Source organism: Micromonospora sp. CNZ322 (genome assembly GCF_007827755.1).
This window is the reverse complement of record NZ_VITD01000004.1, coordinates 391,999-418,818: the sequence shown is the minus strand read 5'-3', so window position 1 is coordinate 418,818 and position 26,820 is coordinate 391,999. Positions and strand designations below refer to the sequence as shown.

Genomic DNA, 26,820 nt, shown 5'->3' with positions numbered 1-26,820 from the left:
CGCCTCTGTTCGCGGCTGCGGGGCTCGCAAACCCGGCTCACTCCTCGCGCTCACTGGATGCCTCCAATTAGGGCGGCGGCCAGGCCGATCAGTAGCGCGCCGGCCAGCACGCCGGCGGCGGCCCGGGGCAGCGCCGCGCGGTGCAGCGCGGCCAGCCCCGCGCCCAGACCGGACGCGGCTCGCCCGCTGCCCTCGACCGCGCCGTCCACCACCACCTCGTCACTCGTGCGCGCGGCGCGGGCCAGCGCGCGGACGGGGCGTACCACGAGGGTGCGCTGGACGTCGTCGAGCCGGAACGCGCGGGCGAAGACCGGCCGCAGCGGACCCAGCGCCCCGGCCGGATCGGCGGCCTTGTCGCGCCGCCAGCCCAGCGTCACCAGCGCGGCGCCGAGCAGCAGGAACGCGAGCGGCAGCAGCACCCCCGGCCCCAGGTGGACCAGGCCGTCCTCGGAGCCCGCCACCGGGACGGTGGGGAACCGCAGGCGGTCGGCGAACGCCCCGACGAACCCGGCCAGACCGAGCAGCGCGGCCGGCACGGCCAGCAGCAGCACCGGCCAGCGCAGCACGGCCGGCGGATCGTGCGGCTGGACCAGGGGCAGGCGCGGGGTGCCGAAGAAGGCGCGCAGCAGCAGCCGACCTGCGTACCAGGCAGTGATCGCCACGCCGACCAGCCCGGCGATCCAGACGATCCAGCCCACCCAGGACGGGGCCGGGCCGGTGCCCTCCAGCGCGGCCGACTCGGCGACCGTCAGTACGCCGTCCTTGCTCCAGAAACCGGCCAACGGCGGCACCCCGGCCAGCGCGCCCAGCCCCACCACAATGCACCAGAACGTCACCGGCATGCTGCGCCGCAACCCGCCCATCTCCGACATGAGGGTGGTGCCGACGGCGTGGATCACCGCGCCGGCGGCGAGGAACAGCAGCGCCTTGAAGGCGGCATGGGTGAGCAGGTGGAACAGTGCGGCCGACGGTGAACCGACCGCCAGCGCGCCGGTCATGTAACCCAGTTGGGACACTGTCGACCAGGCCAGCACGCGTTTGATGTCGTCCTGGGCGGTGGCGGCGAGCGCGCCGAGCAGCAGCGTGATCGCGCCGAGCACGCCCAGCACGGTCAGCGTCACCGGCGCGGCGGTGAAAAGCGGGTAGAGCCGGGCCACCGCGTACACCCCGGCGGCGACCATCGTCGCGGCATGGATCAGCGCGGAGATCGGGGTCGGACCGGCCATCGCGTCCGGCAGCCAGGTGTGAAGCGGGAACTGCGCGCTCTTGCCGGCCACACCGGCGAGCAGCAGCAGGCCCGCGGCGGTCAACGTCGCGCCGGAGTGGTCGTGGGCGAGCACGTCGGCGATCCGGAAGCTGCCCGTCGACACGCCCAGCAGCGCGATGCCGAGCAGGAACCCGACGTCACCGACCCGGGTCACCAGGAACGCCTTCATGGCGGCGGCGGGGGCGCCGGCCAGTCGGCGGTCGTGGGCGATCAGGAGGTACGAGCAGAGGCCCATCACCTCCCAGCCGACCAACAGCATGATCAGGTCATTGGCGACCACCACCAGCAGCATGGCACCGGTGAAGAGGCTGATCTGGGCGGCGTAGGGCGGGTAGCGGTGGTCCACGTCGACGTCGTCGTGCGGACCGCGCCGCAGGTAGCCGATCGAGTAGACCTGCACGGCCAGGGCGACAGCGGTGACCGCCACCGCGACCAGCGCGGCGGCGCCGTCCAGCCGTACGCCGAGGGTCACCGCCAGCCCGCCGAAGTCCACCCAGGTGGCCGACGTCTCCGTCGGCCCGTCGACAGTGAGCAGCAGCGCGAGGGCCAGCGCCAGCGCGCCGGCCGCACCGGCGACGCCGAGCGTCACGGCGGCCGTTCGGGCCCGGTCGCCGCCGGTCACGCCGTCGCGCCGAGGGGCCGGCGGCAGCAGCAGACCGAGCAGCCCGGCGACCAGCGGTACGGCGGGCAGCAGCGCCCCGAGCAGCCCGGTCACCGACCCACCTCCGGGTCTCCGACGGCCGGCTCGCGCCCAGCGAGGAGGTCCGGCGACTCGGTCAGCGGCACGTCATCCACTGCGACGGTCGCCCGCAGCCGGTAGAGCTGAAGGACGATCGCCAGCCCCACCCCGATCTCGGCGGCGGCGAGGACGATGACGAACAGCGCGAAGACCTGCCCCGAGTGCGGGAGCACGGCGCGGGCGGTGGTGTCAGCGGTGACCAGGATCAGGTTGACCGCGTTGAGCATCAACTCGACCGACATCAGCACCAGCACCGCGTTGCGGCGGCGCAGTACGCCGTACACGCCGAGGCCGAACAGCAGCGCGGCGGTGACGTACGGGATGACCGGCCTCACCGGCGCCCCCCGGGCTCGCTGTCGACCAGGTCGCCTGGCGTGCCGTCGCGTTGCGGGGCGGCTCGGCCGATGTCCGGCCGGGACAGCACGATCGCGCCCACCAGGGCGGAGAGCAGCAGCACCGAAAGCACCTCGAACGGCAGCACCCAGGATTGGAAGATCTGCTCACCCAGCCGCTCGGCGGTGCCGGCGTGCGGCAGCGTGACGGTGCTCCAGCGGTACGCGTCCACCAGCAGGGCGGAGAGCCCCAGCCCGGCGCCGCCACCGATCAGCGCGGCCGGCCAGCCGGGCCGGTCCAGGTCGTCGGAGGCGCCGATCGGGGCCCGGGTCAGCATCACCGCGAACAGCAGCAGGACCACCACCGCGCCCACGTAGATCAGCACCTGCACCCAGGCCACCAGCTCGGCGCTGAGCACCAGGAAGTCACCGGCCAACGCGCCCAGGCACACCACCAGGTAGAGCCCGGCCCGGACCAGGTGTTTCGTGGTCACCACCAGCACGCCGGCACCGACCGCCACCGCGCCGAGGGCGAGCAGCAGCACGTCCGCGCCGGTCACCGGGGCGCCCTTCCCGCTCGGGCGCTCACGACGCCGGGTCCTGGTCGGCGTCGGGGCGTACCGCTGGCGGAGCGGGACGTGCGGCGGCAGCCTTGCGCGCGGCGGAGGTCTCCTCCTTGGCCGGCTCGCCGTTCGGGTCGTGCGCGGGCGGCGGCGGAACGGTGGCCATCCACTGACCGAGGTGGTCCTTGTCGTGCAGCAGGTCCTTGATGTCGTACTCGGCGTACTCGAACTCCGGCGACCAGTAGAGCGCGTCGAACGGGCAGACCTCGATGCAGATGCCGCAGTACATGCAGAGCGAGAAGTCGATGTCGAACTTGTCGAGCACGTTGCGCTGGCGGGGGCGGGCGGCGCCGGGCACCACCACCTCCTCCTTGTGCGAGTCGATGTAGATGCACCAGTCCGGACACTCGCGGGCGCAGAGCATGCAGACCGTGCAGTTCTCCTCGGACAGGGCGATCACGCCGCGCGAGCGTGGCGGCAGGTCGGGGGCCGTGTCCGGGTACTGCTGGGTGGTCGAACGGCTGGTCATCGTCTTGAGGGTGACCGCCAGCCCTTTCACCAGGCCCGCGCCGGGAAGGCCGCGTCCGCTGGTGTCACCGCGCTCGCCGGGGTCGCTCATGTCGACCATCCTGCCCTGTGGCCACGGCGCGCGCGACCACCACCCACAGGTCGACGGCGGTACCGTGGTCGCGGGGAGAACGAGCGCACCTGGAAGGACCTGCCATGACCGCCGCGCTGCAGAGCGACTACCCGCCCGAGAGCGGGTGGACGACTGACGATCTGGACGCGCTGCCCGAGGATGGCCGCCGCCGGGAACTGCTCGATGGAGTGCTGCTGATGTCCCCCTCCCCCACCCGCAAGCATCAAATCATCGCTGGGCTACTGATGGCCGAGCTGCACGCCGACTGCCCCGACGACTACGACGTCACCCAGGGGGTAGCGGTACGTATCAACCGCACCCGCTCGTTCATCCCCGACGTTCTGGTGACCACGTCGGTCGCCGCCGCCCGCGAGCCGTCGAAGTACGAGCCGCATGAAATGGTCCTTGCCATCGAGATCGTCTCACCGAGCACCCGCTCGATCGACCGGGTGTTGAAGCCGGCGCTGTACGCCCAGGCCGGCATCCCCTTCTACTGGCGGATCGAGACCGAAGGCGCGCTGGAGGTCGTGACGTACCGGATCGACGCGGTGAACGAGGTCTACACCGAGACCGGGCGGTGGACGAAGTTCGTCGACACCGGCGAGCCCTTTCCGATCAATCTGCCGATCAGCCGGATCACGCCCCGGGTCCGCTGACGACGGCCGGTGGGAGCATCTCGACGCCGAGTTGTTGCAGAAGCTGGAACAGCTCGTTGCAGCTCCACACCTCGACGATCCGGCCCCCCGCGTCGAAACGCAGGAACGTCGCCCCCGAGTAGCTGACCACCTGCCCGGTCGGCGGCACCGGCCCGAACTGCCCGGCGTGGGTGCCGGCGGCCCGCCAGTGCACGGCCACCCGCTCGCCGGACGCGACCACGTCGACGATCTTGTAGCGGAGGTCCGGGAAGGCCGCCCGGCGCTCACGATGCCAGGCCAACGTCGCCTCCGGCCCGGTGCCGCCCAGCCCCGGGCACTCCTCGGCGACCAACTCGTACGCCGACTCCTCCTGGCGGGCATTCCACACATCGGCGATGAACCGCCGGGCCGCCGCCTCCACATCCGTCATGCCGGCAGGGTATCCGGGACCACGGTGCGCCGTAGATCCGCGAGGATTGGGTAGAGACACTGACCAGACCGGGAGGGCGACGTGGGCGAGGAAAAAGGCGGCAAGTACGTCGAGCCGGGCGGCGAGTTCACCCGCGACCAGCGGTACATCGCCACCCGGATCACCGAGGACGGGCGCGACGGCTATCCGGTCGAGCCGGGCCGGTACCGGCTGGCGGTCAGCCGGGCCTGCCCGTGGGCCAACCGACTGATCATCGTGCGGCGGCTGCTCGGTCTGGAGGGCGCCATCTCGATGGCGGTGGCCGGCCCGACCCACGACGCTCGGAGCTGGACCTTCGACCTCTATCCGGACGGCCGGGACCCGGTGCTCGGCATCGAGCGCATCCAGGAGGCGTACTTCAAGCGCTTCCCCGGCTACGAGCGCGGCATCACCGTTCCGGCGATCGTGGACGTGCCGACCGGGCAGGTGGTGACCAACGACTACGCGCAGATGAGCCTGGACCTGTCCACGCAGTGGAGGGCGTACCACCGCGAGGGTGCCCCGCAGCTCTACCCGGAGCACCTGCGGGAGCAGATCGACGAGGTCAACGCCATGGTGTTCCGGGACGTCAACAACGGCGTCTACCGGTGCGGGTTCGCGGGCAGCCAGGAGGCGTACGACAAGGCGTACCACCAGCTCTTCGACCGACTGGACTGGCTCACCGAGCGGTTGACCGACCAGCGCTACCTGGTCGGCGACACCATCACCGAGGCCGACGTGCGACTGTTCACCACGCTGGTCCGCTTCGATCCGGTCTACCACGGCCACTTCAAGTGCAACCGGCAGAAGCTGAGCGAGATGCCGGTGCTGTGGGCGTACGCCCGGGACCTGTTCCAGACTCCCGGTTTCGGCGACACGATCGACTTCGACCACATCAAGCGGCACTACTACGAGGTGCACCGCGACATCAACCCGACCGGGATCGTTCCGCTCGGCCCCGACCTGTCCAACTGGCTCACGCCACACGGTCGGGAAGCACTAAGTGGTCGTCCCTTCGGCGACGGCACCCCACCCCCACCCCCCGCCGAGCCCGTCGACCCCGCACACACCCCGCTGCGCTGACGGGCGCTGACCCGCCGCATGATCGTGCTCGATCCTGGATTCAGGGGTCTCCCAGATCGCCGAGACCACTACAACCAGGATCGAGCACGATCATGCAAAGTTCCTCACCGCCCGATGCGCGGTCGTGCGGGGTTCTACAGGGCGATGCGGACGGCTGCGGTGAGGACCAGTTGGGCCAGGGATGCCGGCACGAGGACCAGCCAGCAGAGGCGTTGGAGTTGGTCCTCGCGTAGCCGGGGGTAGGAGACCCGGAGCCAGATGATCACGAAAGAAACCGCGAAGATCTTGAGCAGCGTCCAGAGCCAGCCCAGCTGGTCGTCGGCGAACGGGCCCTGCCAACCACCCAGGAACAGCACAGTGGTCAGCGCGGCGATCACCACGATGCCGACGTACTCGGCGAGCAGGAAGAACGCGAACCGCAGACCGGTGTACTCGGTCATGTAGCCGAAGACCAGCTCCGAGTCGGCCACCGGCATGTCGAACGGTGGCCGACGGATCTCGGCCAGCCCGGCAACGAAAAAGATAATCATCGCGGGTGCCTGCCAGAGCAGCCACCACGGCTGCCACGCCTCGACGATGCCCGACAGGCTGAGCGTGCCGGCCGCCATCGCCACCGACGCGGCGGCCAGCACCAGCGGCAGCTCGTACCCGAGCAACTGGGCCGCCCCGCGCAAACCGCCCAGCAGGCTGTACTTGTTGGCCGACGCCCACGCCGACATCAGCACCGCCACCACCCCGACGCCGACCACTGCCAGCACGAAGAAGAGGCCGATGTCCAACGGTTGCCCGACCAGGTCGTTCGGGCCGAGCGGAATGACGAGCAACACCAGCAGGTAGGGCACCAGGGCCACCGCCGGCGCCAACCGGAACACCGCCCGGTCCGCCTCGCGCGGGGTGATGTCCTCCTTCTGCACGAACTTGACCCCGTCGGCCACGAGTTGCGCCCAACCGTGGAAGCCGCCCGCGTACATCGGGCCGAGCCGGCCCTGCATGTGCGCCATCACCTTGTGCTCGGCCTGGCCGACAAGCAACGGCAGGGTGAGGAACGCGACCACCACGCCGCCGATCCGGATCACCAACTCCACCCAGAGCGGCATCAGGCCGTACCCCCGTCGTGGTCGCTCCGGCCATCGCGGCCCGGCGGGTCCGCGATCGGCTCGCCACCCGATGCGGCCGCGCCCTCGCCAGGCTCGCCAGGTGCGGTCGCGCCGGGCGCGGGCTGGTCGGCCGGGCCTGCGTCGGGCGCGGGCTGGTCGACTGGAGCCGGGCCGTCGGTGGCGCCGGCCGGCCGGGGAGTACGCGCCGGACGGGCCCCCGGGGCGGGCCGTGCCGGACGCTCACGGGCCGGTCTGGCCGGGGTGCCGCCACGCGGGCCCTCCCCCACCCCACCGGCGCCGGCCGGGGTGGGCGTGGGCCCCCACTCGCCCGGAGCGGGAACGCCCGGCGGGCGGATCGGTCGGCGCCCGCCGCCGGCCTCGGACTCGCCCGGCTCCTTCGCACCCGGCCAGGGCTTCGCCACCCGAGAGGCCAGCACGAACTCCTTACGCAGCGGGTGACCCTCGAACTCTGGCGGCAGCAGCAGCGGCAGCAGTTCCCCATGCCCGGCGAAGTCGATGCCGAACATCTCGTGCGTCTCCCGCTCGTGCCAGGCGGCACCGAGGTAGACGTCGACCACCGAGGCGACAGTGGGCGCGCCGCGCGGCAACCGGGTACGCAGCAGCAGGCCGTGACGCAGTCGCGTCGACCAGAGGTGCGCCACCACGTCGAAGCCCTCGGCCAACTCGTCGACGGCGGAGAGCCAGTCGAAGAAGTCGCAGGCCAGCTCGGCGTCGTCACGGGCGGCGGAAACCGCGGTCAGCCAACTCGTGGGCGGCACATCGACTGTGGCCCGGGCGAAACGTTGCCCGCCGGAGACCGACGGGGTCGCCTCAACCGGCGCGAGCAGCGCGACCAGTCGAGCGCCGACCTCTTCGGGAGTCATGCCGCTGATCCTAGTGCCGGCCGGGCCCGCACCTGGCCGCCGCCGATGCCCAGCGATCTGCCGGCTTTCGGCGCGGCGCACGCCTCGGCGGGGAAAGATGAGGGCGTGCGCGCTGTGACAGTGAGACCAGGGGTCGCCAATTCGCTGAACCTCGTCGAGGATCAGCCGGAGCCGGCTGCCGAGGAGGGCTCTGTCCTGGTCGAGGCGCTGGCGGTGGGGATCTGCGGCACCGACCACGAGATCATCGCCGGGGAGTACGGCGAGGCGCCGCCGGGTGCCGACCGCCTGGTCATCGGGCACGAGTCGCTGGGCCGGGTGATCGAGGACCCGAGCGGCACCCTGCAACCTGGCGACCTGGTGGCCGGGATCGTCAGGCATCCCGATCCGGTGCCCTGCCCGAACTGCGCGGTCGGCGAGTGGGACATGTGCCGCAACGGCCAGTACACCGAACACGGCATCAAGGGACTGGCCGGGTTCGCCCGCGACCGCTGGCGGGTCGAGCCGCAGTTCGCGGTCGCGCTCGACCCGACACTGGCCCAGGTCGGCGTGCTGCTGGAGCCGACAAGTGTGGTGGCGAAGGCCTGGGACCACATCGAGCGGATCGGGCACCGGGCCGAGTGGCAGCCGCAGACTGTGCTGGTGACAGGTGCCGGGCCGATCGGTCTGCTGGCCGCGTTGCTCGGCACCCAGCGTGGGCTCACCGTCCACGTGCTGGACCGGAACACCGAGGGGCCGAAGCCGGAGCTGGTCGCCGGGCTCGGCGCCACCTACCACACGGTGCCGGTAAACGACCTGCCCTTCGAGCCGGACGTGGTGATCGAGTGCACCGGCGCTCCCACGGTGGTCCTCGACGTCATGTGCAAGGCTGCCCCGACCGGAATCGTCTGCCTGGCCGGGGTGTCCAGCGGTGGCCGGACCATCGACTTCGACGCCGGGGCGCTCAACCGGGCGCTCGTGCTGGAGAACAACGTGGTGTTCGGCTCGGTGAACGCCAACCGGCGGCACTGGACCCTGGCCGCGGAGGCGCTCGCCCGCGCCGACCAGGTCTGGCTCGAGTCGCTGATCACCCGGCGGGTGCCGGTGAACCGGTACGCCGACGCGTACACCCCCGGCCCGGACGACATCAAGGTGGTGCTGGAGTTCGCGTCCTGAGCGACGCCCCGCCCGATCAGATGCCCGGCAGTCGACCGTTGCGGAACAGGTCGACGAAGAGCTGATGGTCCTGGCGGGCGCGCACCCCGTACGCGTGCGCGAAATCCACCAGGTGGGCGACGAATCCCGGCTCGTCGGCATCCACCGCCGCGACGATCGCCTCCTCGGTGGAATAGTCCACCAGATCGTGACTGGATTCGTCGTCGGCGACCGAGTGCATCCGGGCCACCGCCCGGCCGAGGTCGACGAGAACCCCGGTCAGCTCCTCCGGCTCGTTCACGTCCGACCAGTCCAGATCGGCGGCGTACGGGGAGACCTCGGCGACAAGCTGACCGGCCCCGTTCAGCTCGGTGAAGCCCAGCCACGGGTCGGCGTGCGCCTGCAACGCCCGCTGCGACTCGGCGGTCCGGTGCCCCTGGTGCTGGAAATAGCCGCGGACCGACTCGTCGGTGACGTACCGCGCCACGGCCGGCACCTGCGCCTGCTTCATGTAGATGACGACGTCGTTCTCCAGCGCCTGGGTGTGCCCCTCCAGCAGCAGGTTGTACGACGGCAGCCCGGCCGAGCCGATGCCCACCCCCTTGCGCAGCACCACGTCCTTGATCCGCGCCGCCACCGGGCGCAACTGCGTCGAGGCGCTTGGCAGGGTGCCCAGGTAATCCTGGAAGGCGGCGCTGACCAGGTCCCGGGTGGCGTCGTCGATTTCGAAGACCCCGTCGCCGACGGAGAAACGTCGCTCGTAGTTGTCGATGGTGGTCTGCGCGGCGAGCAGGTCCACGCGGGTGTTGAGCCGGGCCCGTTGGAGCACCCGGCGCAGCACCCCGTCGGCGTTGTCCAGGGTGATCGAACCGATCGCGTCGTCACCACCGGCGGCGATGGCCCGCAGCTCGGTCAGGTACGACCGGGCGAAGCCGGCCACCAGCTCCCCGATCGCCGTGTCGGAGAGCGCCTTGCCGTAGCCGAGCAGGGCCACGCTGGCCGCGAGCCGACGCAGGTCCCAGGTGAACGGCCCGACGTACGCCTCGTCGAAGTCGTTGACGTTGAACACCAGCTGCCCCGAGGCGTTCATGTAGGTGCCGAAGTTCTCCGCGTGCAGGTCACCGTGGATCCACACCCGGCTGGTCTGCTCGTCGGAGAACCGGTCGTCGGCGAAGTCGCCGAGCTGGTCGGCGTAGAACAGCGCGGCGCTGCCCCGGTAGAAGGCGAACGGCGAAGCCGCCATCTTGCGGAACTTGCGGCGGAAGGCGGCCGGGTCGATCGCCATCGACGCGCCGAACTCCTCGGTGAGCACGTCGACGATGTGGGTGGACCGCTGGTCCGCTGAGCTGCTCATAGTGCGCAGGCTAGTGCGGCGGGTCCACAACAGGGTGGCGAACGGCCCATCCATCGATCATGCTGTCTGGGTCACGGCGCGGGGGCCCGGACACCACGGTCACGTCGGTCGATCGCGTCGCTGCCAAGCGCGGACGACAGGTCCCTCGCCGGGCGTCGACCACGGAGGACCAGATACAGATGCTCCACAAGACGGGGACCCTACTCACCGCCGCACTGCTCGGCCTGACGGCGACGATCGGCGGGGCCGGACCGGCCGCGGCCGCACCGTCGGCCTCCGCCGACGCTCCCACGTTCTCGCTGAGCCGGCTGGTGCTCGAGCCGACCGAACGCGGCTACCGGGGCAGCCTTCGAGTGACCATCACCAACAACAGCGACAGCACGCAGGGCTTCTACTTCCGGATCCGTGAGGCGGTGGCGGGCTCCTTCTCCGGGGGCGTGGAGTCACGCTGCGAATCGGACGGCGTGGAGGAGGGGCGGTTGGTCCGCACCTGCGCCCTGCCGAGCGGCAGTGACCTGGCCCCGGGTGAGTCCCGCAGGGCAACCGTGGAGTTCCAGGTGCTGACCACTGCCCGCAGCTACCCGATGATCGCAGCGGGCGGCTTGGTCACCGCCTACTCGTACGAGACCGGATCGTTGGGCAGCGTTCCGTTCAGCGCGCAGTTCCGCTCCCTCGACGGCACGCTGGCCCGCCCACAGACGTACGTGCAGGACACCCAGGCGGACGCGTCGGTCGAGCTGGCCGGCCCGGTGACCGACGGCCCCGAGAACACCCGGCGGGTGCCGCTTCGGGTCCGGTACGGCGGTGACGCCCCGCAACTCGGCCACTCGCTCACCGCCACGCAGCTGCCCGCCGGGTCGATGATCCTCTTTACCGATCCCCACGACGGTCCGGTATACGGCCCGCAGGCTTTCGTGCCGGGCGGGCTGCTGATGCAGGGTGAGGAGCGCGACGTGGCGCTGTTCATCAGCCGGCCGACCGACCCGGCGGACGAGTCGGCCACGATCACCGTGGAGCTGGCCACGCACTACTGGATGGAAACGATCTCCGACGTCGACCCGAGCGACAACACCGTCACGTTCAACCTGGCCCTGCCGACCAGCTGACCAACCAGCGGACGGCCGCCGCCCGGATCAACTCCGGATGGCGGCCCACCGCCCTCAGCTGGCGGTGGGTGGGCGTACCGGCGGGGCGGTGAGCGAGTCGACGGAGCGTGGCGCGGCGGCCTCACGCGGCGGGGCGTCCAGCGGCGCGGCCAGCACGTCCCGTTGCGGCACACCCCCGATGCCGGACTGCTCGGCGGCGATCTTCTCCTGCAGGCGCAGGATGCCGTGCAGCAGCGCCTCCGGCCGGGGCGGGCAGCCGGGCACGTACACGTCGACCGGGATGAGCTGGTCGACGCCCTTGGTCACCGAGTACGAATCCCAGTAGGGGCCGCCACAGTTGGAGCAGGCGCCGAACGAGATGACGTACTTCGGCTCGGGCATCTGGTCGTAGAGCCGCTTGATCGCCGGGGCCATCTTGTCGGTCACCGTGCCGGAGACCACCATCAGGTCGGCCTGGCGGGGGCCGTGGGCGAACGGGATCACGCCGAGTCGGATGAAGTCGTGCCGACCCATGCTGGTGGCGATGAACTCGATGGCACAGCAGGCCAGACCGAAGTTGAAAACCCAGAGCGAGTAGCGGCGCCCCCAGTTCAGCACGAACCGGATCGGCTCACCGAGCACTGCCGGCACCTGCACGACCGCCCCCCTCTCCTCACCGACAGTGAATCACAGACGGCGTCCGTGCGGTCCGGCGGTGATCGGCGCGAGCGGCCCACCAACTGTCTCGGAGCCGACAAGGATCGGCAGCGATTGACGCGCAACCTGCCGGCGCGCTCGCTTGTGTGACCGGTGCTGGCGAACACACCGCCGGCAGTCGCCACGGGGAGGACGAGTGCTTGTGACACGAGATGTGCGGCTGGGTGGACGCCCACCGGACCCACCGGGAATCGCAACCTCCGCGTCGACAGAGCTGGTCTTCGACGACTTCTACCACGCCCACTTCCGCGGCCTGGTGGTGCAGTTGACCGCGTACACGGGCGACCGGGGGCAGGCGCAGGAACTGGTTCAGGAGGCGTTCTGTCGGGCGTACGCCCGCTGGGACCGGCTCGCCGCATACCAGGACCCCCTGGCCTGGGTCCGTCGGGTCGCCTGGAACCTCGGCCACAACCGCTGGCGGCGGCTGCGGACCGCCCAGCTGTGGCTGCTGCGGCAGCGGGAGACACACGTTGCGGAGCCGAGCCCGGACCGGGTCGCCCTCGACGCCGCGTTGGCGAAGTTGCCGCCGAAGCAGCGGCGGGCCGTCGTACTGCACTACCTCGCCGACCTGACGGTCGCCGAGATCGCCGCCCAGGAACAGGTCGCCGAAGGGACTGTCAAGTCCTGGCTGCACCGGGGCCGCACCGCACTCGCCACCCACCTACGCGACACCAATGAGGAGGTGCGGGATGTCTGAGCAGGAGACCCTTGACCTCGCCGAAGAGTTCGCCCGTTACCGCCGTACCGCGCTGGCGGAGGTCGAGGCGCCGGGACCCGCCGCCGTTCGACGGACCGTACGAGGCCGCGGCCGACGCCGGCTGGCTGCCAGCGCCACGACAGCGCTCGCCCTGTTCGGCGGGTCGGCCGTCGGATACGCGGCGTTGAGCGGCCCGGACCACCGGCCCGGTCCGGTCGACCCGACGCCGAACATCTCGGAGTCACCGACGCCGACGCCGACGCCGACGAGTCCGACCCCCAGCCCTGCCGGGACCAGTAGCAGCCCGACCACAACCGTGCCGGACGGCCGGTTCAGCCGGGCCCAGCTGCTGGGGGTGCCGGTGACCCTGCCGGCATGGCGGGCCGGACCAGACTGCCCGACGTCGCAGACGCGGCTCACCGCCGATGCCAGGGAGGGCGCGAACTGGCTCCTGGCGCTCGACCACGGCGACCTCGACGGCGACGGCGCGGTGGAGACGGTGGCGCTCGTGCAGTGCGTGCTCGGCACCCGCGGGCCGATGCAGGTGGTCGCCTTCGACCGCGACAAGGAAGGAAAGGTGACGACGGTCGGCCGGGTGGTCGCGACCACCATCGACAAGCCGCAGTGGCTGTTCGCGCTGGATGTCGTGGGGGACGGCACGGTCCGCGTGCAGGTCGGTGACATCGCTCCCGGGGGCGGTTGGCCCGCCGAGTGGTCACAGCGGCAGTGGCGGGGCTACCGCTGGAACGGCGACGGCTTCGCCCAGGTCTCGGGGCCGACGGCCTTCGGCCAGAATCCGCACTCGGCGGACGTCTCGGTCACCGCCACCGACCTCGTGCTGACCACGGCGGACGACGGCTCCCGAACCGGTACGGCCACCGTGCGGGTTCGCAACCGGGGCACCAAGCCGGTCGCCCACGTGGACCTGCGGCTGGGCGTACCCGCGGCGGTGCGGCCGGACGTCGACGGATGGGCCCCGTGCGGGGGCGAGCCCCAGGACACCAGCGAGCCGGTGACCTGCACCCTCGGTCGGCTGGCGGCGGGGGCGGAGGTGCGGCTGGACCTCAGTTTCCGGGTGGCCAAGGGGGTCGCGCTGGGCACCGGAAAGGCCGACGTGCGGGTCTGGGCGATGGACGCCGGATTCGACTTCCTGTTGGACGTCAACGACGCCGACAACCAGGTGCGGATGACCTACCGCTGAGCATCCGGTCGCCGGCCGCTACGTACGCCACGGGGGCGTACGTAGCGGCCGGCGCTCCGATCACCAGGTGGGACGTTGCAGCAGCCCGACGAACTCGACCAGCAGCCGCTCCCGCAGGGCCGGCGGCGCGGCGTCGAGCAGCGTGTTCACCACCGCCATCCGCTCCGGCAGCGGCGCACCATCGGGCTCGCCGCCCATGCCCAGCCCGGCGGCCAGGCCGGCGACCAGCTCCGGGGTCAGCGCGTCCGGGGTCAGCGACGTCGCCAGCGCCATCAGTTCAGGCGGAAGGGCGACCGGACCGGCCGTCTGGGCTGCGGCCACCGCGTCGGTCAGGGCCGGTCCGAACTCGGCGACCCGGGGCGCGACCGCGGCGGTCACCGTGAGGTGCACGCTGGCGGGCAGGCCGTCGTACGACAGTTGGGGTTGGGTGTGCCAGCCCCGCGCGGTCAGCTCGTCGACCAGGACGAACAGGTCGGGGCCACCCTCGGTGGCGGTGAAGCAGACGACTGTCGACTCCGGCTCGGCCATCAGCCGAAGCCCGTCGACGGCGCGGACCGCGTCGGCCAGTCCGGTTACCGCGTCCCGGGTGGTGGCGGTCAGCCGCAGGTAGCCCTCGTCTCCGAGGTGCCGCAACGTGGCGTACGCGGCGGCGATCGGGCCGCCCGAGCGGGTGGACGCGATCACCGGGTTGATCATGGTGTAGCCCGGCCAGTCGGCGTACGCGAAGTACTGCGGAGCGCGCAGCGTGGCGTCGCGGTGCAGCAGCACGGACACCCCCTTCGGCGCGTACGCGTACTTGTGCAGGTCGACCGAGATGGAGGTGACCCCGGGCACCGCGAAGTCGAACGGCGGCACCGGCTCCCCGAGCCGACGCAGGTACGGCAGGGTCCAGCCGCCGAAGCAGGCGTCCACGTGGCAGCGCACCCCCGCCTCGGCCGCGGCGGCCGCGATCTCCGCGACCGGGTCCACCACCCCGTGGGCGTACGACGGCGCGGAGCAGGCGACCAGTACCGTCTCCGGGCGGATCGCGGCGGCCATCGCGGCCGGGTCGGGACGCAGCGTCTCCGGGGAGACGGGCACGACGTCCAGCGCCACCCGCAGGTAATGCGCCGCCTTGGCGAACGCGGCGTGCGCGCTGGACGGCACCACGATCCGGGGTGCGGCGATCTCCGGGTGCGCGTCCCGGGCTGTCTTGACGGCGAGGATCAGCGACTCGGTGCCGCCGCTGGTGACGCTGCCGACGACGTCCGGGGCGGTGGTGCCTGGGCCGGCGCCAAGCACCCGGCTGGCGGCGCCGACGAGCGCGTTCTCCATGGCCAGCAGGGACGGGAACGCGGTCGGGTCCAACCCGTTGACGTGCGCGCTCTCCCGGTGGGCGGCGGCGGCCAGCTCGTCCAGGCCGGGCACCGCCGGGTCGTAGACGTACGCGAACAGCCGTCCCCCGTGGGTGGGCGCGTCACTCGCCCGCAGCTCCCGCACCTCTTCCAGAACCCGTTCCGCCGGAACCCCGGTAGCGGAGAGCGCCCCAGCCTCAACCCTGTTCTCGTCGATCATGGAGTTACGGTGCCCTTCTCGTGACGGTCAACGACTTTCGTCCCCCAGCACAACCCCACGATCTGCCAGGTCGCTGTGGGCGGTGAGGGTGTACTGGCGGAGCAGAAGGATCGGAGGGGCGATCAGCAGGGCCGGGATCAGCGTGAAGCCGAGGAGGACACCCAGCCTCGCCGTGTCGGACTGGGCCGCCGCCGAGCCGGTGTCGGAGGACACGTAGCCGGAGAGCTGGAGCACCAGTCCGTAGATGCCCGGGCCGAGCGCCAGGCCGAAGGTCTCCCCGGCGGTCCACAGCCCGGTGAAGACGCCCGCCTGCCGTCGACCGGTGCGCGCCGTCTCGTGCGCGATGCAGTCCGGCAACATGGCCAGCGCGAAGACCTGCTGCCCGGCGTACCCCACGCCGATCAGCGCGACCACGAGATAGACGGCCACCGCCGGCAGCACCGGGGCGGCGACCAGGGCGAACGCGCCGACGGCGAGGATCAGCGAGGCGACGACCAGCGCGGTGCGCTTGCCCAGCCGGGCACCGATCCGGCTCCAGATCGGCATCACCAGCAGCGCCGGCCCGACGAAGCAGACGAAGAGCAGGGTCGGCCCGCTCTCCTCGTCACGCAGGATCTGCCCGGCGAAGTAGTTGACCCCGGCCAGGATCGTCGCCACCCCGGCGGACTGCACCACGAAGCAGATCAGCAGTGCCCGGAACGGGCGATTGGCACCGGCCACGGCGAGCTGGGCGCGCAGCGTCGGCTCGCTCTCGCCCACCGTGCCGGTCGGCGCGGACCGGGTGCCCAGGAACGCGCCGAGGGCGCCGAGGGCGATCAGCACCGCCACGAACAGGCCCATCCAGCGGTGCCCGGCCACGCCGTCACCACCGGCGCTCACCACCAGCGGCGCGACCGCTCCGGAGACCAGGATGGCCAGCGCCAGCACCGCGATCCGCCAGGTCATCAGCCGGGTGCGTTCGGCGTAGTCGCCGGTCAGTTCCGCCGGCATCGCCACGTACGGCACCTGGAAGAAGGCGAACGCGGTGGCGGTGGCGAGGAACGCGAACGCCACGTACGCCACGGCGGCCGGACCGTTACCGAAGGGCGCGGCGAAGATCGACGCGAACAGGACGGCGAGCGCGAGGCCGGCGACGAGCAGGTACGGCCGGCGAGCCCCCCACCGTGACCGGGTGCGGTCGGAGATCCGCCCGGCGACCGGGTTGACCAGCACGTCCCAGGCTTTCGGCAGCAACACCAGCAGGGCGGCCAGCCCGGCGGCCACGCCCAGGGTGTCGGTCAGGTACGGCAGCAGCAGCAGACCGGGCACGGTGCCGAACGCTCCGGTCGCCAGTGAACCGAGCGCGTAGCCGGCGTGCACCGACCGGGGCAGCGAGCCGGTGGCTGACGAGCCGGCGCCCGGCGGCGTTTTCATGGGCCCGAATGTTACTCACGTTATTTCGAGGACTGACCAACCTGCCGGCCCTGGTACGCACAGCCGAACAGTCAGGTTGACGGCAGTACGGGCCCGCAACCGCCGTCACCGTGTCGGAGTGTTACCGGTGCCCAGGGCTGACCAGCCTGGCGGTAACGGGGAGGGGCAGTGACAGCAACGATGGGAGCCCGCGCCAATGAGCCACCGGCGGCACGACCGGCCGGTGGAGTGGTCGCGGCGACGATCACCTTCGACGACTTCTACTACGCGCATTTCAGCAGCGTGACCGCCCAACTGTGTGCGTACACCGGGGATCTGGGGCATGCGCAGGACCTCGCCCAGGAGGCGTTCTACCGAGCGTTGGCCCGCTGGGACCGCCTGGTCCGGTACGACGACCCGGTGGCCTGGGTCCGGCAGGTCGCCTGGAACCTGGCCCGGAGCCGCTGGCGACGCTTGCGTACCGCCCGCAACCATCTGCTGCGGCAACGACGCACCGAGGCGGAGGTGGCCGGCCCGACCCCCGACCGGGTGGCGATCGACGCGGCGCTGGCGCAGTTACCCGCCAACCATCGCCGAGCGGTCATCCTGCACTACCTGGCCGACCTCTCCGTCAGTCAGATCGCCGCTCAGGAAGGGGTGGCCGAGGGCACCGTGAAGTCCTGGTTGCACCGTGGCCGGACGGCCCTGGCCGGGCTGCTCGACGAGAACACCGAGGGGGTGTGCGATGTCTGACCTCGACCCGCGACTGCGCGAGCGGCTCACCGCGTACCGCAATGATGTGGTCACCCAGGTCGCCGGCCCCGGCCCCGACCAGGCCCGGCACCTCCTGCGCCGACGCCGGCGGATGACAGCCGTGGCCGTGGCCGCCGCGGCGGTCGTTCTGGTGGTGGCCCCCGTCGTCGCCAACGCCGCACTGCGCGGTGACCAGAACAGGCCGGTGCCGGCGGAGTCCGTCCAACCCACCGCCCCGTCGACCTCGGCACCGCCAACGCCCACTCCTAACGCGTCGCCGTCGGCGACCACGAGCACTCCGAACGCCCCGGACGGGCGGATCAGTCGAGCCCAACTGCTCGCCACCCGGGTCGACCTACCGAGTTGGCCGTCGGGGATGGCGGAGGGCGGCTGCACCACCTCGAAGGTTCGGCTCAAGACCGACACGACGGACACCTTCGTGTCGATGTTGGCGGACGCCCCGTTCAGGTACGGCGACCTGGACGACGACGGCGCCGTCGAGACCCTCGCCGTCGTCGCCTGCCGGTACGGCGAGGCGTCGGCGAAGCAGGTGGTGGCCTTCGACCGGGACCCGGGCGGTCGAATCGTGACTGTCGGCAGGGTGGTCCGGACCGGCGACGGGTTCGACGACATTCGCGCCGTGGAAGTCCACCGGAACGGGTCGGTCGAGGTGCGCGTGGCCGACATCGTGCCGTGCTGTGGCACACCGGTCTACCTGCGCCGAGAGCAGGTGCGGACGTACCAGTGGGACGGGAAGCGATTCGGTCAGACCGACGGCCCCACGGCATTCGGCAAGGACCCCCGACTCACCGACCTGAGGTTGCGCATGACCCACGAACTGGTCGACGTTCCCGGTACCGACACCCGGCGCAAACTCACCACCGTCCTCACGGTCACCAACGCCGGGCCGCTCGACGCGCCCCAAATCTCTATCCGTGGCTTCGGCTTCGAGGCGGCGGGCGGGGACTGGTCGAAGTGCGACCCGAAGCACGCGGCCGAGACTGCCAACTGGTCGTGCCTGCTACCCGGAGTACCGGCCGGTGGGTCGCGGCGCTACACGTTCGTGCAACTGGTGCCGGGTGAGCCCGGGCCCGACGCGCACATCCGGGGATTCTGGGTCGCCCACCACGACGCCCAGGACCGCGAGTGGCCCGATCTGAAAAGGGACGACAACAGCGTCGATCTCCCGTTCAAGCTCTGATCCACCTCGCGGTGCCCCGTCCCTAACCCGGAAGGGGCACCGCACCGCTCGCGATCCGCGCCACCGACCGCACCCGCTCGGCGATGGTCACCGAACCTCGTCCGGCGACCAGCCCGCCGCCGCGATGTCCACTCCCTCGCCGCGCAGCGGCACTCCCTCGGCCCGCAGTCGGGCCCGCGCCTCCCGCTCGTGCCCCGGCGGCAGTCGCCCACTCGCGGTCACCACCCGATGCCAGGGCACCGAGCCCCCGTGCCGGGCCATGATGTTGCCGACCAACCGGGCCGAGGCACGCCCCGAGCGCTCGGACAGCGCGTCGGCCACCCCGCCGTACGACATGACCCGGCCCTCCGGGATCCGCTCGACCAGGTCGAGCACCGCCTCGACGTACTCGTCTGGAGTCACAATCCGCCACCATATGGGAACGCCGCCGGGCGGTGCGGCAGTGACCACGCAGAATGGTCGGGTGCGCGACGCAGTCACGACGGCCCGGCGGGTCGTCGTCAAGATCGGATCCTCCTCGTTGACCACCGCCACCGGCGGGTTGGCCGACGAGCGCGTCGACACGCTGGTCGACACCCTCGGTCGACTCACCGCCGAAGGGCGCGAGGTGGTGCTGGTCTCCTCCGGCGCCATCGCCGCCGGGCTCGCCCCGCTCGGGCTGTCCCGCCGCCCGCGCGACCTGGCCACCCAGCAGGCCGCCGCCAGCGTCGGGCAGGGGCTACTGATCGGCCGGTACGCGGCCAGCTTCGCCCGGCACGGCCGCACCGTCGGGCAGGTACTGCTCACCGTCGACGACGTGACCCGGCGAGCGCACTACCGCAACGCGTACCGGACGCTGCGCAAGCTGCTCGACCTGCGGGCGGTGCCGATCGTCAACGAGAACGACACGGTGGCCACCCAGGAGATCCGGTTCGGCGACAACGATCGGCTGGCCGCCCTGGTGGCCGCGCTGGTGCACGCCGACCTGCTGTTGCTCCTCTCCGACGTGGACGCGCTCTGGACCGGCGACCCCACCAACCCAAGCTCGACGCGGATCGCCGAGGTGCGCGACGACGCGGACCTCGCCGGCATCACCATCGGCGGGGCCGGTCGGTCCGGCGTCGGCACCGGTGGCATGGTGACCAAGGTCGAGGCCGCCCGGATCGCCACCGGCTTCGGCATCCCGGTGGTGCTCACCGCCGCCGACCTGGCCACGCCGGCGCTGGCCGGCGAACCGGTCGGCACGCTCTTCCACCCGCAGCGGCGACGGCCGACGGCCCGGCTGTTCTGGCTGGCCCACGCCACCTCGCCCCGGGGGCGGCTGCACCTCGACCCGGGCGCTGTCGCCGCCGTCGTCGGGCGGCGCAAGTCGCTGCTCCCGGCCGGCATCACCGCCGTGGACGGCACGTTCACGGCCGGCGACCCGGTGGACCTGGTGGACACCGCTGGCGCACCGGTCGCCCGAGGGCTGGTCAACTACGACGCGGTGGAGCTACCCGGGCTGCTCGGCCGCTCCACGTCCGAACTCGCCGCGGCGCTCGGCCCGGCGTACGAACGAGAGGTCGTCCACCGCGACGACCTGGTGCTGCTCTAAGGAGTCAACAATGAGTGAGCGTCCAGCGAGCGAATCATCGGCTCAGAGCTTTAGTGCCTCAGGCCGGCACGGAGCGCAGCGGAGTGCCGGCATGAGCGGGCGTCAGCGAGCGAATCATCGGCTCAGGGCTTTGGTGCCTCAGGCCGGCACGGAGCGCAGCGGAGTGCCGGCATGAGCGTGACCGAGCAGGCGCGACGGGCGAGGGACGCCGCCGCGGAGTTGGCCGTGGCCACGCGTACGGTCAAGGACGCCGCGCTGGTGGCGATGGCCGACGCGCTGGTGGCGCGTACCCCGGAGATCCTGACCGCGAACGAGACGGACCTGGCGGCCGGCCGTGAGGCCGGGCTGAGCGCGGCCGTGCTGGACCGGCTCGCGCTCGACGCGGGTCGGGTGGCCGGCATCGCCGACGCGCTGCGTGAGATGGCCGCGTTGCCCGACCCGGTCGGCGAGGTGGTCCGCGGGTCCACCCTGCCCAACGGCCTGGAGCTACGCCAGATCCGGGTGCCGTTCGGGGTGGTCGGCATCATCTACGAGGCGCGGCCCAACGTGACGGTGGATGCCGCCGGGATCTGCCTGAAGTCCGGCAACGCGGCGCTGCTGCGCGGGTCGTCGTCGGCCGCGCACTCGAACGCCGCGCTGGTCGCGGTGCTGCGCGACGCGGTCGCCGGGGCGGGTCTGCCCGCCGACGCGGTGCAGTTGCTCGACGCCAGCTCCCGAGACTCGGTCAAGGAGCTGATGCGCGCCCGGGGTCTCGTCGACGTGCTCATTCCGCGCGGTGGCGCGTCGCTGATCCGTACCGTGGTCGAGGAGTCGACAGTGCCGGTGATCGAGACCGGGGTGGGCAACTGCCACGTCTACGTCGACGCCGCCGCCGACCTGGCGAAGGCCGTCGCGGTGACGCTGAACGCCAAGACGCAACGCCTGTCCACCTGCAACACGGCCGAGTCGCTGCTGGTGCACGCGGGCATCGCCGACGCGTTCCTGCCGCCGGTGCTGGCCGCGTTCGCCGAGGCGGGGGTGACGGTGCACGGCTCACCCGAGGTGGCCGCCCACTCCGCCGCCGTGGTCCCGGCGACGGAGGAGGACTACGCCACCGAGTACCTGTCCGCCGACATCTCGGTGGCGGTGGTCGACTCGCTGGACGCGGCGGTCGCGCACATCCGCCGCTTCGGCACCGGGCACACCGAGGCGATAGTCACCGACTCGGCGAGCGCGGCCCGCGACTTCGTCGCGAGGGTGGACGCGGCGGCGGTGATGGTGAACGCTTCGACCCGGTTCACCGACGGGGGCGAGTTCGGCTTCGGTGCGGAGATCGGCATCTCCACCCAGAAGCTGCACGCTCGCGGTCCGATGGGCCTGCCCGAGCTGACCAGCACCAAGTACGTCGTCACCGGCGACGGGCACGTGCGCTAGCGGCGGGGCGGCTCAGCCGGGCGGCGCGGGCCGGGCCGCCCGGATCGCGGCCAGCGTGGCGTGCACGTCGAACTGGTGGCCGTCGTCGCTCTCCCAGCCGCCGTCGCTGCGCTGGGTCTCGGTCAGCCGGCGCAGCGCCCGCACCATGATCCAGTCCTGTGGGTCGACGCCGGCGCGGCGCAACGTGGCCGCCAGCCACGCCACGTCCCCGGGGGACATCTTCGGCATCCGCTCGGCAAGCACCACCTGGATCCGGGCGGACTCCTGGAACATCTCCTGCCGGTGCAGCACGGCCGCGCTCAGCCAGCCAGCGGCGAGGTACGACGGCCAGCTACCGTCCGGGCGCAGCCGCGCGGCGAGCGAGTGGGCCGCCGCCTGCACCACCCCGGCGTACGCCCCACCGACCCGATGGTCGAGCGGACCCGAGGCCCGGGCGTCCAGGCCGGCGACGGTGAGCCAGAAGCCGGCGTTTGCCGACACGAGGAACCCGGCCTCCGGGTCGCCGGGACGGGCCCACTCCGGTGCCGAGTCGGCGAGCGACGCGTCCTCTTCCCAACCGCCGTCGGCCTGCTGCCGGGACGCCAGCCAGTCCAGGGCTCGGCGGGCGGCGGGACGGCCCAGCCCGCCCAGGTCGTCCAGCTCGACGAGCCGGAAGCAGGTGGCGTCGATCGAGGCGACCTCGCCGCCCCAGGTGGCCGGCCAACCGCCGTCCGGTGACTGGCCGACCTCGGCCGTCTCCAGCAACTCGGCGGGCACGGCGGTGCCGTTGCGGAGCCAGGAGAGGCGGGCGCGTTCCACCGCATCCCCATGCGCCACGACGAACCCGATCGCGGCTTCCAAGTCGACCACGGCGGAGACGCTACCTGCGCAGACGCGATGCCGCCTCGGAGAATCGGCCAGCCCGGAATGGCTGCGTCGCTCCGGCCGGACAGCCGCTCGGCGTCATCTGCGTCGATTCGCCGGGGCGGCTACGCGGCCGCCCCGGCTCGATCGTCAGTACGCGGGCAGCGACGGGTCGATCTGCTTGATCCAGGAGAGCACTCCGCCCTGCACGTGCACGGCATCCTTGAATCCGGCTGCCTTGAGCGCGGCGAGCGCCTCCGCCGAGCGGACGCCGGACTTGCAGTGCAGCACGATCTGCCGGTCCTGCGGCAGCTTCGCGAGGGCCTCACCGGAGATGATGTCGCCCTTGGGGATCAGGGTGGCGCCGGGGATCTGGACGATCTCGTACTCGGCCGGCTCGCGTACGTCGACGAGGAAGATGTCCTTGCCGGCGTCCTGCCACTCCTTGAGCTCCAGGGCGGTGATGGTCGAGTCGAGCGTCGCCTCCTGGGCCTCCTCGGAGACCGCGCCGCAGAAGTCCTCGTAGTCTTCCAGCAGGTCGGTGACCGTCGGGTTGTCGCCGCAGAGCGCGCAGTTCGGGTCCTTGCGGACCTTGATCTTGCGGTATTCCATCTCCAGGGCGTCGTAGACCATCAGGCGACCGACCAGCGGCTCACCGATGCCGGTGAGCAGCTTGATCGCCTCGTTCACCTGGATCGAACCGATCGACGCGCAGAGCACCCCGAGCACGCCACCCTCGGCGCAGGAGGGAACCATGCCGGGCGGCGGCGGCTCCGGGTAGAGGCAGCGGTAGCAGGGGCCATGCTCGGCCCAGAACACCGACGCCTGGCCGTCGAAGCGGTAGATCGAGCCCCAGACGTACGGCTTACCCAGCAGCACCGCCGCGTCGTTCACCATGTAGCGGGTGGCGAAGTTGTCGGTGCCGTCGACGATCAGGTCGTACTGGGCGAAGATCTCGCGGACGTTCTCGCGGTCCAGCGCGGTGTTGTGGATCTCCACGTTGACCAGAGGGTTGATCTCGCGGATCGACGCGGCGGCGGACTCGGCCTTGGAACGGCCGATGTCGGAGACGCCGTGGATGACCTGGCGCTGGAGGTTCGACTCGTCGACGGTGTCGAAGTCGATGATGCCGAGCGTGCCGACCCCGGCTGCGGCGAGGTACAACAGGGCGGGCGACCCGAGGCCACCGGCGCCGACGCAGAGCACCCGGGCGTTCTTCAGCCGCTTCTGGCCGGTCACCCCGACGTCCGGGATGATCAAGTGACGTGAGTAGCGGCGGATCTCGTCTACGGTCAGCTCGGCGGCGGGCTCGACGAGCGGGGGCAACGACACGGTGGACTCCCCGGGATCGGCGGTGTGAACCGCGCCATTGTTGCTCGCGGGAGCCCTCCTCGGCCATGAGGGACGACACGTGGTCCGGTATGCGGGAGCGGGAATAACCGACGAGCCGGCAGATCAGGGGACGATGTCCCCCGCGTAGCGACGACCGTCGAGGTACGGCCAGGCGTTGGCGACGCAGCCCTCCAGCCCGTACGTCTGCTGCTGCATCACCGGGGCGGGCTCCCCCGGGCCGGGGCACGCCTCGTGCTCCTCACCGAACTCGTGGCCCACCTCGTGATTGATGACGTAGGTGCGGTAGGTGTCCAGCGAAGCGCCGTAGTCGGGGACCGCCTCCATCCAGCGGGCCAGGTTGATGATGACCTGACCGGGCAGCCGACAGGAGGTGTAGCGCTCGGTGGTCAACCCGCCCTCGGCGCACATCCGCTCGGACGTGACCGGGGTGGCCAGGTAGATGGTGAAGTCGGCGGCCCCGGCGTCGGCCACCCGTTGCACCCGCAGCTCATCGGACGCGATCCAACTGCGCGGGTCGGCCAGCACCTCGTCCACACTGGCGGCGAACACGTCGGCGTCCTGGCCGGCACCTCGTTCGACGACGACCCGGTATCGGTGCAGCGGCCCGTCCGCACCGTGCACGGGCGTCTCGCCGTCGGCTGCCGTGAAGCGTCCCGCTCCGACCGACGGATAGCCGGTGGGCGCCGGGTGCGCGGCCACCCCACCTCCGTGGCCCATCCCGCCCTGGGTGGTGGCCGGAGGCTCGGACGACGGCTCGCCGCCCCGGCTCACCGTCACCCCGATGGCGGCCGCGAGCACGAGCAGGCCGAGCAGCATGCTGCGACGACGACGCCGGTGCATCCGGACGAACGCGGGACGCACGCCCCGCAATGCCGACCGGGGCTCGGGCGGCCGGGGCGGGCCGTAAGGGGACGACGGCGTCATGGGATCAAGCCTGCCAGATTATTCGGGCATTTCTCCATTTTTATCGCTATTACCGCAAGACGCCTGATGGAGGGGTCAATGGTCAGCGTGTCAGGCCGATCAACTCACAGGGCGGGACCGGTGTATCGACGCCCGTTCAGGTACGGCCACGGGTTGACCCGGCAACCGTTGAGGAAGAGCGTCTGCTGCATCATCACGGGTGCCGGGCGGCCCGCACCGGGGCAGCGCTCGTGCCGATGCCCGAGCTGGTGACCCACCTCGTGGTTGACCACGTACGTCCGGTAGACCGCCAACGGCACGCCGGCCGAGACGAAGTGCGGCACTGACAACCGCCACCGATCCAGGTTGATGATCACCTGGCCGGGCGCCCGACAGGACGTGTACGGACGACCGTTGATCCGGATGTCCACCCCACCCTTCGCGCACATCCGACCCGCGGTGCGGGCAGTGGCCAGGTAGACGGTGAAGTCCCGAGGCGCAGCCCCCGGCACCTGCTGTAGCCGCAACCTGCCGCTGTCGACCCAACTGCCCGGCCCGGCGAGCGCCGCTTCAACCGCCTGGGCGAACTCGGTGACGTCCTCAGCACTGCCCGACTCCACCGCAACCCGGTAACGCCGCAGCTCACCCGCCCGACCGAGCACCGGGCCGGAACGGGCGTCGTAGCCGAACCCGCCCGTGCCGGCGCTCGGAACCGCGCCGGGCACCCGCAACACCGGGGGCGGGCTGGACGGAACCGCGGCAGACGGCGAGGGGTCGGGCGGCAGCGGCCCGGCCACCAGCGGCGGCGCACCGATCTCCTCGGCGGCCAACCGGTCAGCGCCGGGATGCCCACCCGGCCCCTCGGCGATCACGGTCACCGCCGCGCCGACGGCCACCACCACCGCCACCAGTTGGGCGAACAGTGCGAAACGTCGCCGACGGCGAGCAGGATGGCGGGCTGAGCTGGGCATCCACGTCAGCCTGCCAGATCAGACCGCCCCGCGGCGTCCTCCGTTTCGGCGAGCAGGCCGACCACCGCGCGGGCAACCAGCCGGGGAACCTCCAACTGCGCCACATGGCCGACGCCCTGGAGCATCATCAATCGGCTGTCCGGAATGACCCGGGCCGTCTGCGGCGCGACCCGCACGTCGACCAGACGGTCCTGCAGACCGCCCACCACCAGGGTCGGTGCGCGTACCGCCTCGGCGAGGCGCCACAGCGACCCCGGCCCCGGCAGGTACGCCCGCAGGAAGCTGGAGACCAGCCCACGGAACGTCCGGACGTACGCGGCGGCGTAGTGCTCGGCCTCGTACCGCACCCGGATCTCCTCCAGCGCCTCGGCCCGGCGCTGATCGCAGATCCGGCTGAGGTCGGCGACGCACGCCTCCAGCACCTGCTGGGCCATCACCTCGGGAGCAAGCTGGGTGAGGTGCCGGGCGACCAGCCGCTCACCCCGGGGAATGGCGAGCACCGGCAGCATCCGCCCCTGCAACGAGCGCCGGAAATCCAGGAACGGCAGCGCCGGGGAGATCAGGGTGAGGGTGCGGACCAGATCCGGCCGGAGCCCGGCGACCTGGACCGCGACCGCGCCACCCAGCGAGTTGCCGAACAGGTGCACCGGCCCTCGACCGATTTGCTCGATCCAGCGGACGACCAGATCCGCGAAGGCCGGAATCGTGTAGCTCGGGCCCGGCTCGCTACGGCCGAAGCCGGGCAGGTCGATGGCCTGACCGTCCAGCCGGTCGGCGAGCAGCCCGGCCAGGTCGGTCCAGTTCTGCGACGACCCGCCCAACCCGTGCACGTACAGCGCCGGCTCCGCGCCAACGGCGGTGGCCGGGGTGTCCCGGACGTACGTGACCCGGCCGTCGAGGCGGACTTCCCGGCCCGGCCACGGCGGCGGAACGCGGTCGTCGGGGAGCAGGTGGTCCGGCCAGAGGGTGGCGCGTCTCATCGCTCCAGTCT

26 protein-coding genes and 1 pseudogene are annotated in these 26,820 nt (G+C 71.7%); 10 read left to right on the top strand and 17 right to left on the bottom strand.

Annotated features, from left to right (window positions below):
* Window positions 1-50 precede the first annotated feature (50 nt).
* Genes FB453_RS13320 through FB453_RS13305 form a run of 4 tightly spaced genes read right to left on the bottom strand, consistent with a single transcriptional unit; the run spans window position 51 to window position 3,529 of the window.
* Entirely contained in the window at window positions 51-1,982 is a 1,932-nt protein-coding gene (locus FB453_RS13320) for an NADH-quinone oxidoreductase subunit L (RefSeq protein WP_145790244.1), read from the bottom strand.
* Window positions 1,979-2,341 (bottom strand): NADH-quinone oxidoreductase subunit NuoK, encoded by a 363-nt coding sequence (nuoK, locus tag FB453_RS13315; protein WP_145790242.1) that lies wholly within the window; start codon window positions 2,339-2,341, stop codon window positions 1,979-1,981. Before nuoK ends, FB453_RS13320 begins: the two co-directional genes overlap by 4 nt.
* Entirely contained in the window at window positions 2,338-2,898 is a 561-nt protein-coding gene (locus FB453_RS13310; protein WP_145790240.1) for an NADH-quinone oxidoreductase subunit J, read from the bottom strand. The genes nuoK and FB453_RS13310 overlap by 4 nt, the downstream gene beginning before the upstream one ends.
* 25 nt (window positions 2,899-2,923) lie before the next feature.
* Window positions 2,924-3,529 (bottom strand): NuoI/complex I 23 kDa subunit family protein, encoded by a 606-nt coding sequence (locus FB453_RS13305; protein WP_112584780.1) that lies wholly within the window; start codon window positions 3,527-3,529, stop codon window positions 2,924-2,926.
* A 95-nt stretch (window positions 3,530-3,624) separates the two neighbouring features.
* On the opposite strand from FB453_RS13305, the gene FB453_RS13300 reads away from it, so the two are divergent.
* Window positions 3,625-4,197, top strand: a complete 573-nt coding sequence (locus FB453_RS13300) for a Uma2 family endonuclease (protein WP_145790238.1) — start codon at window positions 3,625-3,627, stop codon at window positions 4,195-4,197.
* On the opposite strand, the gene FB453_RS13295 is transcribed toward FB453_RS13300, so the two are convergent.
* Complete coding sequence (locus FB453_RS13295) at window positions 4,178-4,606, bottom strand: ester cyclase (RefSeq protein ID WP_145790236.1); 429 nt, start codon at window positions 4,604-4,606, stop codon at window positions 4,178-4,180. The genes FB453_RS13300 and FB453_RS13295 overlap by 20 nt on opposite strands.
* An 81-nt stretch (window positions 4,607-4,687) precedes the next feature.
* Here FB453_RS13295 and FB453_RS13290 point away from each other — a divergent pair, with 81 nt between their 5' ends.
* Window positions 4,688-5,707, top strand: coding sequence for a glutathione S-transferase C-terminal domain-containing protein (locus FB453_RS13290; RefSeq protein WP_145790234.1), 1,020 nt, complete (start codon window positions 4,688-4,690; stop codon window positions 5,705-5,707).
* Between the two features lie 134 nt (window positions 5,708-5,841).
* Here the strand turns inward: FB453_RS13290 and FB453_RS13285 are convergent, their stop codons facing one another.
* Together FB453_RS13285 and FB453_RS13280 are read right to left on the bottom strand one after the other, a co-directional pair.
* Window positions 5,842-6,804, bottom strand: coding sequence for a complex I subunit 1/NuoH family protein (locus FB453_RS13285; RefSeq protein ID WP_091402514.1), 963 nt, complete (start codon window positions 6,802-6,804; stop codon window positions 5,842-5,844).
* A 287-nt stretch (window positions 6,805-7,091) separates the two neighbouring features.
* Window positions 7,092-7,688, bottom strand: a pseudogene (locus FB453_RS13280) (NADH-quinone oxidoreductase subunit C); the annotation flags it as partial.
* A 105-nt stretch (window positions 7,689-7,793) separates the two neighbouring features.
* On the opposite strand from FB453_RS13280, the gene FB453_RS13275 reads away from it, so the two are divergent.
* The gene (locus FB453_RS13275) at window positions 7,794-8,840 is read left to right on the top strand and encodes a glucose 1-dehydrogenase (protein WP_112638047.1); all 1,047 of its coding nucleotides are present in this window, start codon (window positions 7,794-7,796) and stop codon (window positions 8,838-8,840) included.
* Between the two features lie 16 nt (window positions 8,841-8,856).
* Here the strand turns inward: FB453_RS13275 and FB453_RS13270 are convergent, their stop codons facing one another.
* Window positions 8,857-10,173, bottom strand: a complete 1,317-nt coding sequence (locus FB453_RS13270; protein ID WP_145790232.1) for a DUF2252 domain-containing protein — start codon at window positions 10,171-10,173, stop codon at window positions 8,857-8,859.
* Between the two features lie 179 nt (window positions 10,174-10,352).
* On the opposite strand from FB453_RS13270, the gene FB453_RS13265 reads away from it, so the two are divergent.
* Window positions 10,353-11,279 (top strand): hypothetical protein, encoded by a 927-nt coding sequence (locus tag FB453_RS13265; protein ID WP_145790230.1) that lies wholly within the window; start codon window positions 10,353-10,355, stop codon window positions 11,277-11,279.
* Between the two features lie 54 nt (window positions 11,280-11,333).
* On the opposite strand, the gene FB453_RS13260 is transcribed toward FB453_RS13265, so the two are convergent.
* Window positions 11,334-11,915: an NADH-quinone oxidoreductase subunit B gene (locus FB453_RS13260; protein WP_112584765.1), complete on the bottom strand. Its 582-nt coding sequence runs from the start codon at window positions 11,913-11,915 to the stop codon at window positions 11,334-11,336.
* Window positions 11,916-12,111: 196 nt separating this feature from the next.
* On the opposite strand from FB453_RS13260, the gene FB453_RS13255 reads away from it, so the two are divergent.
* Window positions 12,112-12,672 (top strand): SigE family RNA polymerase sigma factor, encoded by a 561-nt coding sequence (locus FB453_RS13255; protein ID WP_145790228.1) that lies wholly within the window; start codon window positions 12,112-12,114, stop codon window positions 12,670-12,672.
* Complete coding sequence (locus FB453_RS13250) at window positions 12,665-13,873, top strand: hypothetical protein (RefSeq protein WP_145790225.1); 1,209 nt, start codon at window positions 12,665-12,667, stop codon at window positions 13,871-13,873. Before FB453_RS13255 ends, FB453_RS13250 begins: the two co-directional genes overlap by 8 nt.
* A 60-nt stretch (window positions 13,874-13,933) precedes the next feature.
* Here FB453_RS13250 and FB453_RS13245 read toward each other — a convergent pair whose 3' ends face one another.
* Entirely contained in the window at window positions 13,934-15,427 is a 1,494-nt protein-coding gene (locus tag FB453_RS13245; RefSeq protein WP_145790223.1) for an aminotransferase class V-fold PLP-dependent enzyme, read from the bottom strand.
* Between the two features lie 27 nt (window positions 15,428-15,454).
* Window positions 15,455-16,840, bottom strand: coding sequence for an MFS transporter (locus FB453_RS13240; protein ID WP_145790221.1), 1,386 nt, complete (start codon window positions 16,838-16,840; stop codon window positions 15,455-15,457).
* A gap of 168 nt (window positions 16,841-17,008) precedes the next feature.
* Here FB453_RS13240 and FB453_RS13235 point away from each other — a divergent pair, with 168 nt between their 5' ends.
* Both FB453_RS13235 and FB453_RS13230 read left to right on the top strand, forming a co-directional pair.
* Window positions 17,009-17,572, top strand: coding sequence for a SigE family RNA polymerase sigma factor (locus tag FB453_RS13235; protein ID WP_112584755.1), 564 nt, complete (start codon window positions 17,009-17,011; stop codon window positions 17,570-17,572).
* Window positions 17,565-18,773 carry a hypothetical protein gene (locus FB453_RS13230; RefSeq protein WP_145790219.1) on the top strand — a complete coding sequence of 403 codons (1,209 nt, stop codon included), beginning with the start codon at window positions 17,565-17,567 and terminating at the stop codon, window positions 18,771-18,773. Before FB453_RS13235 ends, FB453_RS13230 begins: the two co-directional genes overlap by 8 nt.
* Window positions 18,774-18,860: 87 nt before the next feature.
* On the opposite strand, the gene FB453_RS13225 is transcribed toward FB453_RS13230, so the two are convergent.
* The gene (locus FB453_RS13225; RefSeq protein ID WP_112699104.1) at window positions 18,861-19,175 is read right to left on the bottom strand and encodes an MGMT family protein; all 315 of its coding nucleotides are present in this window, start codon (window positions 19,173-19,175) and stop codon (window positions 18,861-18,863) included.
* A 13-nt stretch (window positions 19,176-19,188) separates the two neighbouring features.
* On the opposite strand from FB453_RS13225, the gene proB reads away from it, so the two are divergent.
* Window positions 19,189-20,346: a glutamate 5-kinase gene (gene proB / locus FB453_RS13220; RefSeq protein ID WP_145790217.1), complete on the top strand. Its 1,158-nt coding sequence runs from the start codon at window positions 19,189-19,191 to the stop codon at window positions 20,344-20,346.
* Window positions 20,347-20,517: 171 nt separating this feature from the next.
* Entirely contained in the window at window positions 20,518-21,759 is a 1,242-nt protein-coding gene (locus FB453_RS13215; protein WP_091402551.1) for a glutamate-5-semialdehyde dehydrogenase, read from the top strand.
* A gap of 12 nt (window positions 21,760-21,771) precedes the next feature.
* Here the strand turns inward: FB453_RS13215 and FB453_RS13210 are convergent, their stop codons facing one another.
* The 5 genes from FB453_RS13210 to FB453_RS13190 all read right to left on the bottom strand — a co-directional run bounded on the left by FB453_RS13210 (window position 21,772) and on the right by FB453_RS13190 (window position 26,809).
* Complete coding sequence (locus FB453_RS13210) at window positions 21,772-22,659, bottom strand: prenyltransferase/squalene oxidase repeat-containing protein (RefSeq protein ID WP_145790215.1); 888 nt, start codon at window positions 22,657-22,659, stop codon at window positions 21,772-21,774.
* A 93-nt stretch (window positions 22,660-22,752) separates the two neighbouring features.
* Window positions 22,753-23,934 carry an adenylyltransferase/sulfurtransferase MoeZ gene (gene moeZ, locus FB453_RS13205; protein ID WP_112584748.1) on the bottom strand — a complete coding sequence of 394 codons (1,182 nt, stop codon included), beginning with the start codon at window positions 23,932-23,934 and terminating at the stop codon, window positions 22,753-22,755.
* 123 nt (window positions 23,935-24,057) lie between these two features.
* On the bottom strand, window positions 24,058-24,879 hold the full coding sequence (locus FB453_RS13200) for a DUF3152 domain-containing protein (RefSeq protein ID WP_145790213.1): 822 nt from the start codon (window positions 24,877-24,879) through the stop codon (window positions 24,058-24,060).
* Between the two features lie 104 nt (window positions 24,880-24,983).
* Entirely contained in the window at window positions 24,984-25,829 is an 846-nt protein-coding gene (locus FB453_RS13195) for a DUF3152 domain-containing protein (RefSeq protein WP_112584746.1), read from the bottom strand.
* A gap of 5 nt (window positions 25,830-25,834) precedes the next feature.
* Window positions 25,835-26,809, bottom strand: coding sequence for an alpha/beta fold hydrolase (locus tag FB453_RS13190; protein ID WP_145790211.1), 975 nt, complete (start codon window positions 26,807-26,809; stop codon window positions 25,835-25,837).
* Window positions 26,810-26,820 lie beyond the last annotated feature (11 nt).

Bases quoted from the DNA above. Each gene is read 5' to 3' on its own strand.
- FB453_RS13265 (WP_145790230.1), top strand. From the start codon at position 10,353: ATGCTCCACAAGACGGGGACCCTACTCACCGCCGCACTGCTCGGCCTG.
- FB453_RS13285 (WP_091402514.1), bottom strand. From the start codon at position 6,804: ATGCCGCTCTGGGTGGAGTTGGTGATCCGGATCGGCGGCGTGGTGGTC.
- FB453_RS13200 (WP_145790213.1), bottom strand. From the start codon at position 24,879: ATGACGCCGTCGTCCCCTTACGGCCCGCCCCGGCCGCCCGAGCCCCGG.
- FB453_RS13240 (WP_145790221.1), bottom strand. From the start codon at position 16,840: ATGAAAACGCCGCCGGGCGCCGGCTCGTCAGCCACCGGCTCGCTGCCC.
- proB (WP_145790217.1), top strand. From the start codon at position 19,189: ATGGGAACGCCGCCGGGCGGTGCGGCAGTGACCACGCAGAATGGTCGG.
- FB453_RS13250 (WP_145790225.1), top strand. From the start codon at position 12,665: ATGTCTGAGCAGGAGACCCTTGACCTCGCCGAAGAGTTCGCCCGTTAC.
- FB453_RS13245 (WP_145790223.1), bottom strand. From the start codon at position 15,427: ATGATCGACGAGAACAGGGTTGAGGCTGGGGCGCTCTCCGCTACCGGG.
- FB453_RS13270 (WP_145790232.1), bottom strand. From the start codon at position 10,173: ATGAGCAGCTCAGCGGACCAGCGGTCCACCCACATCGTCGACGTGCTC.
- FB453_RS13195 (WP_112584746.1), bottom strand. From the start codon at position 25,829: ATGCCCAGCTCAGCCCGCCATCCTGCTCGCCGTCGGCGACGTTTCGCA.
- FB453_RS13215 (WP_091402551.1), top strand. From the start codon at position 20,518: ATGAGCGTGACCGAGCAGGCGCGACGGGCGAGGGACGCCGCCGCGGAG.
- FB453_RS13295 (WP_145790236.1), bottom strand. From the start codon at position 4,606: ATGACGGATGTGGAGGCGGCGGCCCGGCGGTTCATCGCCGATGTGTGG.
- FB453_RS13230 (WP_145790219.1), top strand. From the start codon at position 17,565: ATGTCTGACCTCGACCCGCGACTGCGCGAGCGGCTCACCGCGTACCGC.
- FB453_RS13300 (WP_145790238.1), top strand. From the start codon at position 3,625: ATGACCGCCGCGCTGCAGAGCGACTACCCGCCCGAGAGCGGGTGGACG.
- FB453_RS13305 (WP_112584780.1), bottom strand. From the start codon at position 3,529: ATGGTCGACATGAGCGACCCCGGCGAGCGCGGTGACACCAGCGGACGC.
- FB453_RS13190 (WP_145790211.1), bottom strand. From the start codon at position 26,809: ATGAGACGCGCCACCCTCTGGCCGGACCACCTGCTCCCCGACGACCGC.